Genomic DNA, 10,743 nt, shown 5'->3' with positions numbered 1-10,743 from the left:
TTTTATTATAGTTGTATTTTGGAAACACAAAAAGCAGCAAAAACTATAGTAAATATAAAAAACGAAAACACTTCCCAAAAGCGAGCGCTTTCTTGATTGGTGTTGATGGTCTTGAAAGGCAATTTATGATATAATTAAACTAAAATGTTTTGAAGAGGTATTCCATGAAAAATAGACGTATAAAAAAAAGTCAATCTGGTAAATTTCAGCAAAGTTTAAATGTAGGTTTGTTGCTAATCTATGCTGTTCTAGCTTCTTTTTTATTGTTTTTGATTTTTAAATATCAGATTTTAGCGGTTAGCTATTTCAATGTTATCTTGGCAGTGGTTTTAGTGCTCGTAGCTTTATTATCCCTCTTGTTGATAGTCAAGCAAAAAGCTAAGGTTTTTACCCTGATAATTTTGTTAATCTCAGTCTTATTTAGTTCGGTGGCTTTAGTAGCTGTAAATCGATTTGTTGGACTTGCCAATCAATTTAATGCAACTTCAAATTACTCAAGCTACTCTATGAGTGTGGCAGTGCTAGCAGACAGTGAGATTAATAACGTTTCTCAACTTTCTAGTGTAACTGCTCCAACAGGAACAGATGCTGAGAATATTCAAAAATTGATAGATGACATTAAAACAACTCAAAGCAAGGAATTGACAGTTGAGGAAGCTTCTTCTTACCTAGCAGCCTATAAGAGTTTGTTAGATGGAAAAACCAAAGCAATAGTCTTAAACGGTGTTTTTGAAAATCTGATTGAACAGGAATATCCCGACCACGCTAAGAAGATCAAGAAAATCTATACCCAGGACTTGACTAAGAAAGTGGAAGCACCTAAGGTAGCTACAGGAAATTCTTTCAATGTCTACATCAGCGGGATTGATACCTATGGTCCTATCAGTTCTGTTTCGCGCTCAGATGTCAATATCATCATGACAGTGAATCAAGATACCAAGAAGATTCTCTTGACGACAACTCCTCGAGATGCCTATGTCCCTATTGCAGATGGTGGAAACAACCAAAACGATAAGTTGACGCATGCGGGTATCTATGGCGTAGATGCTTCTATCCATACCTTAGAAAATCTTTATGGTATCGACTTGAACTATTATGCTCGACTTAATTTCACCTCTTTCTTGAAGTTGATTGACCTTCTTGGAGGCGTTGACGTCTATAATGACCAAGAGTTTACTGCTCATACAAACGGCAAGCACTACCCGGTTGGAAATATTCACCTTGATTCAGAATTGGCTTTAGGTTTTGTCCGTGAACGTTACTCTTTGACAAATGGTGATGGAGATCGCGGTCGTAATCAACAAAAAGTCATTACAGCCATTATTCAGAAGATTACTTCGGCAGAAGCCTTGAAAAACTACGATGGCATTATTCAAGGTTTACAGGATTCAGTTCAGACCAATATGCCACCAGAAACAATGGTTAGTCTTGTCAATACTCAGTTGACAAGTGGAGGGAAATATACAGTAACCAATCAAGATCTGAAAGGAACTGGTCGTATGGATCTTCCATCTTACGCTATGCCAGATAGCAATCTTTACATGTTGGAAATCGATCCAACAAGCTTGGAGACTGTTAAGGCGGCCATTAAAGATACTATGGAAGGAAACTAAGATGATTGATATTCATTCACATATTGTTTTCGATGTTGACGATGGACCTAAAAATAAAGCTGAGAGCAAGGCTCTCCTTGAGGAAGCTTACGCACAAGGTATACGTACTATTGTTTCGACCTCTCATCGTAGAAAAGGGATGTTTGAAACACCAGAAGACAAAATTGCAGCTAATTTTAGCGAAGTCAAACAGTTGGCTCAAGAAATTGCACCGGATTTGAAGATAGTGTACGGAGCTGAGATTTATTTTTCAAGTGATGTTTTAGAAAAACTTGAACAAAATATCATCCCAAAACTCAATGACACTCGTTATGCTTTGATCGAGTTTAGCATGAATACACCCTATAGAGATATTCATAGCGCCTTGACCAAAGTTCTCATGTTAGGGATTACACCTGTGGTTGCTCATATTGAACGCTATCACACCTTGGAAAACGATGAGAAAAAAGTAAGAGAGCTCATCAATATGGGCTGCTATATGCAGATTAATAGTTCGAGTGTCTTAAAGCCACGGCTTTTCGGAGATGCTTACAAGTTTATGAAAAAGCGAGCTAGGTATTTCTTGGACAAGGACTTAATACATGTAGTAGCTAGCGATATGCACAATTTGGATAATCGCCCGCCGTATATGAGAGAAGCTTATGAACTCATCGCTAAAAAATATGGAGTAGAAAAAGCTCGTGAGCTTTTTGAAACAAACCCATCAAGAATTATAAACGACCAACTAATTTAGGAGAAATGATGAAAGAACAAGATAAAATTGAAATTGATGTAGTACAAATGTTAAAAGTATTGTGGAAGCGTAAATTATTTATCGCTTTAGCAGCTATTGTTGCTGGAGCTATTGCTTTTGCCTATAGTTCGTTTGTGGTTAAACCTGAATATACAAGTACTACACGTATCTACGTTGTTAATAGAAATCAAGCTGATAAACCTGGATTAACTAACCAAGATTTGCAAGCAGGTTCTTACTTAGTAAAAGACTACCGTGAGATTATCCTTTCTCAGGATGTATTGGAAAAAGTAGTGGCTGAGCAAGGATTAAATTTTGATGCGAAAGCTCTTGCTAGAAAAGTTCAAGTAACAGTTCCGGCAGATACACGTATTGTGTCAATTTCTGTACGTGACAGTAAACCTGAAGAAGCAAGCCGTATTGCTAATGCCCTCAGAGAAGTAGCTGCTCAAAAAATCATTTCAGTAACACGCGTGTCAGATGTAACGACCTTAGAAGAAGCTCGTCCTGCTGTATCACCATCTTCTCCAAACATTCGTCGCAACACAATCTTGGGTGTAGGTGCAGGAGCAAGTGTTGTGATTCTATTGGCTCTATTAGTTGAACTATTGGATGATCGAGTGAAACGTCCAGAAGATATTGAAGAAGTAATGCATCTCTCACTTTTGGGAGTTATTCCAAATCTAGAGAAATTAAAGTAAGGGAGTAAACATGGCAAAGTTAGAATTATCAGAAAAACGCCAAGCGTTAGTAAAAAAAGCAGAAGAATATTATAATGCTTTGCGTACTAATATACAATTGAGTGGAGATAAGTTAAAGGTTATTGCGGTATCTTCAGTTAGACCTGGAGAAGGAAAATCTACGACATCAACCAATATTGCCTGGGCTTTTGCGCGTGCTGGCTATAAAACGCTCCTTATTGATGCAGATATTCGAAATTCTGTTATGTCTGGAGTTTTTATGTCGACTGAAAAAATCACTGGTTTGACAGACTACTTGTCTGGTACAAAAGATTTGTCACATGGTTTGTGTGAGACAAATGTGGAGAATTTGTTTGTTATCCAGTCGGGAGCTATTTCTCCTAATCCAACAGCCCTTCTTCAAAGTGAAAAATTTGAAGTTATGATAGAAACGCTTCGCAAGTATTTTGATTATATCATTGTAGATACAGCTCCAATTGGAGTAGTTATCGATGCTGCGATTATTGCTCAAAAATGCGATGCTTCTATTTTAGTGACGGAGGCTTCTGCTACAAAACGTAGAGAAGTTCAAAAAGCTAAGGTACAATTAGAGCAAACAGGTGTACCGTTCTTGGGAGTTATTTTGAATAAATTCAATATCCACCTTGAAAAATATGGTACTTACGGTACATATGGCGGATATGGGAATTACGGTGCCTACGGTAAAAAATAAGAAAAAGTAAATATTAACAAAGAAGATTATATGAAAAGTAGGTGAAGTTTAAGTGGAGATTAGTGAAGTCTTATACAAAAGTTTTAAGCAATTTGCTGACTTTTTTATTGGATTGGTTGGAACTGTTGTATTAGCCTTTCCAGCTTCCTTGATTATTTTCATCATTTATAAAGTAAAAGGATATAAGGGTAGTATTTTCTTTACTCAGTACCGTGTAGGCTTGAATGGGAAAAAATTCAAAATCATTAAATTCCGTTCAATGGTTGAGAATGCTGAGGAAATTCTCTTAGCAAATAAAGAGCTACATCAAAAATATATTGAGAATAGCTACAAATTGCCTCCGAACGAAGATCCGCGCTTAACGATTATTGGAGATCTTATCAGAAAAACGAGTATTGATGAATTTCCTCAGTTTATAAATGTTTTGCGAGGTGAGATGAGCTTTATAGGACCTAGGCCAATCCTTGAAAAGGAATTAGAAGAATATTCTGAAGAGGAACAGAAACTTCTGCTTTCAGTGAAACCAGGGATAACTGGGATGTGGCAAGTGTCTGGGAGAAGTGAAGTCTTTTATCCTGAACGTTGCGAGATGGAATTATACTATCCTAGAAATCAATCCTTTAAATTAGATGTCAAAATATTTTTATTAACAATCAAACAAGTTTTAATGGGAAAAGGGGCTCATTAAATAACAGATTTGTTTTTTTAGGATTTTATGATCTGTTGATGAGTTCGAAGTGAAAATGATACGAAATCAAATACTGGTAGTCATGTTTTAGGATTTTGAAAGGGTATTCTACCATTTTAGAAATGGTAGAATATTCTTCCGAAGTTATATAATCTGAGTAGTCTGTTAGGAACATGGCAAAAGAGTCAACTGGTTTCTTAGGTGAACTCTGTGAAACTAGAATGCAAGTGTTTGGTTTCTTTTTTAGCGCAAACAGTTCAATCTAAATGAAGGGGGTTAAAATGACAAAGGATTATAAAATTATCGTGGCAACGCACAAGCAATTTACCATGCCTGCTGATACTGATCTTTACCTACCCATCCATGTTGGTAGTGAAGGAAAAGAAATGTTAGGATACCAATGTGATAATGAAGGAGACAATATTTCAAGTTTGAACCCCTATTATTGCGAATTAACTGGACTTTATTGGGCTTGGAAGAATTTAGAATGTGATTATCTTGGATTGGTGCACTATCGACGCTATTTCACAGCGACTCGTCAATCATATAGTGAAACTGTTGATATGAATGATATCATCCTTTCTAAGTCAGAATTGCAAGATTTGTTTGAAGAGAGTGATGTTATCGTTCCTAAAAAACGGAAGTACTACATTGAAACGCTATACTCTCACTATGCACATACGCACGATGCCAATCATTTAGACGTGACACGCCAGATTGTTAGCGAGTTGCGACCGGATTATATCGATGCTTTTGATCGGGTCATGAAACAACGCAGTGGTTATATGTTCAATATGTTTATCATGTCCAAAGAAAATGTAGCAGTCTATTGTGAATGGTTATTCCCGATTATCGATGAACTCTATAGAAGATTGGACATTACAGACTATTCTGCTTTTGATGCTAGATTATTTGGTCGGGTCAGTGAACGCTTGTTCAATGTTTGGTTGGCAAAACAAGATTTGCGGGTTAAAGAGATACCGTTTATCTATATGGAGAAAATTGACTTGATTCAAAAAGGAAAATCTTTCCTTCAAGCAAAATTCTTTGGAAAAAAATATGGACAGAGTTTTTAAATTATGATTTTATTATTACTTACTTTTTTAATTTTTTAGTTTTTCCTGTTTTATCTTTGTTTTTAAGTGTGGTAGGAATAGTAAACGACAGAAGGCTTTCGGTAACTTATTTAGTGTTTGCGTGTTTATCGATTTCTATAATTGCTTTACGTTATATCCCTCATCCATTAGATGATGGAGCATATCATTTTAGAGCAACACAAATGCTAACTAATTTTGATAGCATTATTTCAATGTTTCGAGCTTTTGCATCAGGGTTTAGAATTGGTAGATATGATTATGGTTCTGTTCCGGTATTTACTTCCTTGATGTATTTGGTCAGAAATACTCATCACTATAGTTTGCTTAGTTTTATTTCAGCGTTTGTGACATATTTTAGCTTTGGTTATGTTGTTGTTGATTTGTTTAAGTCCTATAAAAACTACTCTAAGTTAACTTATATTCTGATTCTAATTACAGTTTTGTTGTTAAATAACTATAGATACACCACTAGTGGCATGAGATTTTGTATGGCAATTTCTCTGATAATGTTAATTATGTATTTGGAGTCGAAATATAATTTTACAAAGTATTGGATGATGCTATGGTACTTAGTTCCACTAGGTATTCATTCGGCTGTTATTTATTTTGTTGCTCTGAGATTCATTTTTTTCTACCTAAAAAAGATTACGGTAGGTAAGAGTTTATTTGTTTTATTAGGTTTTCCAATTATGATAAAATTAACACCAATATTTGCAGAGTGGACGGGTATTAGTTTCTTTCATTCTTTTATTAGAAAAATTGATATCTATTCCGATAACGCATCGTATGCAGAGTTATTTAATACTACTCTAACAATGCGGTTAAATATTGGTGTGGTTTTAATGGTTTTATTTTTAATTCAATATTTTGTTTTGAGTAGAACTATTAAAGAGATTGATGATTGGAAAATATCTTTTGTTAAGATGACTTATTATTTAACATTATTATCAATGGGATCTGTACCGTTTCGAAATATATATGATAGGAATCTTTTTTTACTCTTGCCAATGATTGTAATTTCTTCATTCATATTGTTTACATATCGAGCACAGTTGAAAATTTTATCGAATCGTAACCTAGTTTATGGCCTAGAGCTTTGCTTGCTTGGTATATCGTTTATCACAGGTTTTTTCTATAATAAAAATTTCCCTTTTAATTTTATCGATTATAGTAAAACGGATTTACTTTTAAAGAATATTATTCAGTTTTTTTCAAACTTGCCTTTTACTTAGAGGGAGATGTATGTCAGATATCAAAATTATTCAAGATAAGATTCTATCTATATTGAAAGAATTCATTAGCATTTGTGAAGAAAATAATCTAACCTACTATGCCCTAGGGGGGACTTTGCTCGGTACCGTTCGTCATCAAGGCTTTATTCCTTGGGATGATGACATCGATATTGGAATGCCAAGAGAAGATTATGAAAAGTTTAAAAAAATAGCTTTAAATGTCTTGCCAAAAAACTACAAGTTTTTAAGCGAAGATACATTAAATTACAAAAAAGCTTTCTCTGTGATCCGTGACGACTCTACAAAAATCATCATGAATTATAGTAAAGAAGAATTGGTAGAAAGTTTGTGGATAGATATTTTCCCGTTGGATGGTATGCCCTCTAATATTTTAAAGAAAAAAATTCATTCTTTGAGATACTTGTACGCAAGGATGATGGTTCAACTCTCGCAATTCAATAGTTTGGTGAATCAGAAAAAAGAAAATCGACCATTCATTGAAAAGATAATTATTGCTTTTGCGAATGCTGTTAATATTGAGAAGATTATTTCCTTTAGCTGGGCACAGAAAAAATATTTACAAACGATAAAAAAATATTCGTTTGATGAAGCTTACGCAGGAAATTTTACGGGAGCTTATAAATTAAGAGAGATAGTACCGAGTGATTACTTTGGAGAACCAGTCCTACTACAGTTTGAAGATCTAAAACTTTGTTGTCCTTGCAAATACAAAGAATATCTAACAGCCATTTACGGAGCGGATTTTATGCAATTGCCACCAGAAGATAAAAGGGCTCTTCACCACTACGAGATTATATCACTTGGTGAAAATGAAGGGGAAGTGTAGTTTAAAGATGAAAAAAATCGCTTTAGTGAAATGGAGTATCGATAGAACAGATGGAGGACTGAAAGTAGCAACCAGCCTTGCAAATGAGTTATCAACTATGTATGATGTTCATCTTCTCTCGATGATTTCTACAGAAAACAATTTCTTCTCGCTGAAACAATCGGTTCGATATCAAAATTTATCATCAAAGAAAATATCAATGAGTAAAAATTTTCTCGAAGCGGTCAAGTTATTGAGAAACTATCTGAAAGAAGAGAACATTGATATTGTTTTTGGAATCGGAATGAGTATGAATACAGTTGGTGTAGCAAGCACAATTGGTTTGAAAACAAAATTTGTTTCCTGCGACCATACAAATTCTATAGTAGATATTGATACTAAAGTTAAGAAGATACAAAGGTATATTGGAGCGAAATTTGCTGATAAACTCGTGACCCTTACTCAAGAAGACCGTGAAAATTATATAAAAAAATACGGTGTTTCTGATGAAAGAATTTGCTACATCTATAATTGGAAAGAGGATGCTCTTTCAGATGTATCCTATAATAAAAAATCAAATAAAATTGTGACGGTTGGCCGTTTTGACTATCAAAAAGGATATGATTATCTTGTTCAAGTCGCGAAAAAAGTGTTAGCGAAAAGGTCTGACTGGATTTGGGAAATCTACGGTTCCGGAAATCAAGATGAAGTGGATAAAATCAGAAATTTAATCAACGAAAATGATTTACAGGATAAGTTAGTCATAAAAGGACTCGAAAAAAATCAGGATTTGATTTATGGAGATAAAGGGATTTATGTCATGACTTCTCGCTATGAAGGTCTACCTCTAGTTCTGCTGGAAGCACAACAATACAATCTTCCTATAGTTAGCTTTAGTTGTCCGACAGGACCGAACGAAATAGTTGAAGATGGAGTTAATGGCTATCTGGTTGAGTGTTATGATACGGACAAGTTGAGCCAAAAATTGCTTGAACTGATGGGAGATGAAGCTTTGAGACAGTCTTTCTCAGAACATGCAAAAGACAATATGGATAAATTCGATAAAGATAAAATTCTCAAGCAGTGGATTGAACTAATTGAGACGATTTAGGAGATATGATGAAGGATTGTTTGTTAACAATTGTAATGCCTAGTTATAATATTCAGGACTACGTTTCAAAAGGGCTGGAGTCTTTCCAACAAGTGCAATCAGATTATAAAAATAAATTTGAAGTACTGGTTGTTAACGATGGAAGTACAGACGATACTGCTAAAGTAGCAGAAGAAATATTAGCCCAAGATTCGTTGCTGGATGGCCGTGTCATTACAAAAGAAAACGGTGGTCATGGTTCAACTATCAATCGCGGTATTCAAGAAGCAAAGGGAAAATTTTTTAAAGTAATTGATGGGGATGACTGGGTTATTCCATCAGAATTTGAAAAGTTTTTAGATACTCTTGAAACTGTTGATGTGGATATGGTGATTACAGACTTTACAGAGCAGCATGTCTATAACAATACTACAGTACGAAATGACTTCGTAGACAAGTATGAAATTGGCAAAAAACACATGGGAATTCCGGATGTTCGCATTCCGATGCACTCGGTTACTTATAAGACATCAATCTTGTCGGAAAACAAGATTCGTTTAAGTGAAAAAACTTTTTATGTTGATATTCAATACACACTTTTTCCTTTGGAGTATGTTCATAGTTTCAGTTATTGGAATTATGATATTTATCAATACTACATAGGTAGACCAGAGCAAAGTATGAATATCGAGAGTATGAAGCGTAATGTTCGTCACCATTTGACTGTTACAAATTCAGTTCTAGATTATTTTACAAAAATTGAAAGTGAACCTGTTTTAAACCGATTAGTTTCTGAAACCTTAGTTTATCTCATCAGTTTGCAGGTTGATTTGTCTTGGATGGTTAATGATTCCGAAACACTCTTGAAAGAACTATATAGCAAAATTAAGCAAAGTGCATATGACTATATTCCTACGAAAAAGTTTGACAGATTGTCTTACTTAAATTATAGGACTAACTTTGCTTTGAGATTATTTTTAAATCCTATTTTGAAGAAATACTCTGAAAAGAAAGAAAAAGAGAGAGGCGTTTAGGATGTTTATCAGCATCGTTGTTCCGGTTTATAATGTTGCAGACTATCTGCATTATGCGATAGATAGCTTGCTAAAACAAACCTATCAAAATTTTGAAGTAATCCTCGTCAATGACGGTTCAACAGATGATTCTCCTCGATTGTGTGAAGATTACGCTCGAGAATATGAAAATATCCATGTTTTTCATAAGGGGAATGGAGGCTTATCTGATGCGCGTAACTTTGGAGTTACAAAAGCCAACTCAGATTGGATTTTCTTTTTAGATCCAGATGATTATCTTGAAGACTACACGCTTGAATTAATAGTAAAAATACAAGAAATACATCAAGCAGACTTGATTTCAACAAAGGTCAAAGCAACTTCAAAGTATGATGATTATAGTTCTTATCATCTTAAACAGTCAGACTATGAAAGCTTGAGTGTGATTACAAAGGAGAAGGCCTTGGAACTAATGTTGGACGACAAAGTTGCAACGGTTTCTGCCTGTGCTAAGCTTTATAAAAAAAGCATATTGGAACGCGCCCCTTTTCCAGTTGGGAAAATCTATGAGGATTTTTATGTTGTAGGAGAACACCTTGCCTTGGCTGAAAGAATCGTGATAAGCCCGCTTGAAACCTACAATTACTATCGTAGGGAAGGGAGTATAGTCCGTTCAACATTTACTGAAAAAAAATATGATTTCTTTAAAGCTGTTGCAAAAAATGAGGAAGTTGTTAAAAGAGAGTACATTCAGAGCCCGGAATTAAAGCAAGCTTTGCAAGCTAAAAAATTATTAGGTGGTTTTGTAGTGATTGGTGCAAAAGCTGACTCAGGCTTAAAAGATTTTTCAAAAGATAAAGAGTTGTTGAAAGTCGAAATGAGTGAGTTGCTAAAAAATAGTAAGCTATCATGGAAAGTAAAACTAAAATACCTTATTTTTATTTTTAGCCCTAAATTGTATTTGTTGCTACGATAATATTATGTATGAATTAAGTTTGATTTGTGACTAGTGTCAAACATTTGTTAGGAAAGAGGAAT

General features: G+C 34.7%; 11 protein-coding genes. All 11 read left to right on the top strand.

The features are described 5' to 3' along the window. The first annotated feature begins 164 nt into the window (after window positions 1–164). The 11 genes from cpsA to SPAR10_RS10555 all read left to right on the top strand — a co-directional run bounded on the left by cpsA (window position 165) and on the right by SPAR10_RS10555 (window position 10,681). Window positions 165–1,613, top strand: coding sequence for an LCP family glycopolymer transferase CpsA (gene cpsA, locus SPAR10_RS10605; protein ID WP_004254157.1), 1,449 nt, complete (start codon window positions 165–167; stop codon window positions 1,611–1,613). Window position 1,614: 1 nt separating this feature from the next. Next, the gene (gene cps4B / locus SPAR10_RS10600) at window positions 1,615–2,346 is read left to right on the top strand and encodes a capsular polysaccharide biosynthesis protein Cps4B (protein ID WP_004254155.1); all 732 of its coding nucleotides are present in this window, start codon (window positions 1,615–1,617) and stop codon (window positions 2,344–2,346) included. Between the two features lie 8 nt (window positions 2,347–2,354). Next, window positions 2,355–3,047 carry a CspC family polysaccharide chain length determinant protein gene (locus tag SPAR10_RS10595; RefSeq protein WP_004254153.1) on the top strand — a complete coding sequence of 231 codons (693 nt, stop codon included), beginning with the start codon at window positions 2,355–2,357 and terminating at the stop codon, window positions 3,045–3,047. Window positions 3,048–3,057: 10 nt separating this feature from the next. Next, window positions 3,058–3,759: a tyrosine-protein kinase gene (locus SPAR10_RS10590; protein WP_004254152.1), complete on the top strand. Its 702-nt coding sequence runs from the start codon at window positions 3,058–3,060 to the stop codon at window positions 3,757–3,759. Window positions 3,760–3,811: 52 nt separating this feature from the next. Next, on the top strand, window positions 3,812–4,447 hold the full coding sequence (locus SPAR10_RS10585; protein ID WP_004254150.1) for a sugar transferase: 636 nt from the start codon (window positions 3,812–3,814) through the stop codon (window positions 4,445–4,447). Window positions 4,448–4,728: 281 nt separating this feature from the next. Beyond that, window positions 4,729–5,523, top strand: coding sequence for a DUF4422 domain-containing protein (locus tag SPAR10_RS10580; RefSeq protein ID WP_004254149.1), 795 nt, complete (start codon window positions 4,729–4,731; stop codon window positions 5,521–5,523). A gap of 68 nt (window positions 5,524–5,591) precedes the next feature. Next, on the top strand, window positions 5,592–6,776 hold the full coding sequence (locus SPAR10_RS10575) for a polymerase (protein ID WP_004254147.1): 1,185 nt from the start codon (window positions 5,592–5,594) through the stop codon (window positions 6,774–6,776). Between the two features lie 10 nt (window positions 6,777–6,786). After that, complete coding sequence (locus SPAR10_RS10570; protein ID WP_004254146.1) at window positions 6,787–7,623, top strand: LicD family protein; 837 nt, start codon at window positions 6,787–6,789, stop codon at window positions 7,621–7,623. A 7-nt stretch (window positions 7,624–7,630) separates the two neighbouring features. Beyond that, entirely contained in the window at window positions 7,631–8,713 is a 1,083-nt protein-coding gene (locus SPAR10_RS10565) for a glycosyltransferase family 4 protein (protein ID WP_004254145.1), read from the top strand. Window positions 8,714–8,718: 5 nt separating this feature from the next. After that, window positions 8,719–9,726, top strand: coding sequence for a glycosyltransferase family 2 protein (locus SPAR10_RS10560; protein WP_232673002.1), 1,008 nt, complete (start codon window positions 8,719–8,721; stop codon window positions 9,724–9,726). 1 nt (window position 9,727) lies between these two features. After that, window positions 9,728–10,681 carry a glycosyltransferase family 2 protein gene (locus tag SPAR10_RS10555; RefSeq protein WP_004254141.1) on the top strand — a complete coding sequence of 318 codons (954 nt, stop codon included), beginning with the start codon at window positions 9,728–9,730 and terminating at the stop codon, window positions 10,679–10,681. The last annotated feature ends 62 nt before the right edge of the window (window positions 10,682–10,743 follow it).

This window comes from Streptococcus infantis SPAR10 (assembly GCF_000279535.1).
In the GTDB taxonomy this organism is placed as follows: Bacteria; Bacillota; Bacilli; order Lactobacillales; family Streptococcaceae; genus Streptococcus; species Streptococcus infantis_I.
The sequence above is the reverse complement of the archived record's forward strand: the minus strand, read 5'-3'. Positions and strand labels throughout refer to the sequence as shown.

What these genes read in the sequence shown, in the direction of transcription:
- SPAR10_RS10590 (WP_004254152.1), top strand. Translation starts at nt 3,058, where the DNA reads ATGGCAAAGTTAGAATTATCAGAAAAACGCCAAGCGTTAGTAAAAAAA.
- cps4B (WP_004254155.1), top strand. Translation starts at nt 1,615, where the DNA reads ATGATTGATATTCATTCACATATTGTTTTCGATGTTGACGATGGACCT.
- SPAR10_RS10560 (WP_232673002.1), top strand. Translation starts at nt 8,719, where the DNA reads ATGATGAAGGATTGTTTGTTAACAATTGTAATGCCTAGTTATAATATT.
- cpsA (WP_004254157.1), top strand. Translation starts at nt 165, where the DNA reads ATGAAAAATAGACGTATAAAAAAAAGTCAATCTGGTAAATTTCAGCAA.
- SPAR10_RS10580 (WP_004254149.1), top strand. Translation starts at nt 4,729, where the DNA reads ATGACAAAGGATTATAAAATTATCGTGGCAACGCACAAGCAATTTACC.
- SPAR10_RS10555 (WP_004254141.1), top strand. Translation starts at nt 9,728, where the DNA reads ATGTTTATCAGCATCGTTGTTCCGGTTTATAATGTTGCAGACTATCTG.
- SPAR10_RS10565 (WP_004254145.1), top strand. Translation starts at nt 7,631, where the DNA reads ATGAAAAAAATCGCTTTAGTGAAATGGAGTATCGATAGAACAGATGGA.
- SPAR10_RS10570 (WP_004254146.1), top strand. Translation starts at nt 6,787, where the DNA reads ATGTCAGATATCAAAATTATTCAAGATAAGATTCTATCTATATTGAAA.
- SPAR10_RS10595 (WP_004254153.1), top strand. Translation starts at nt 2,355, where the DNA reads ATGAAAGAACAAGATAAAATTGAAATTGATGTAGTACAAATGTTAAAA.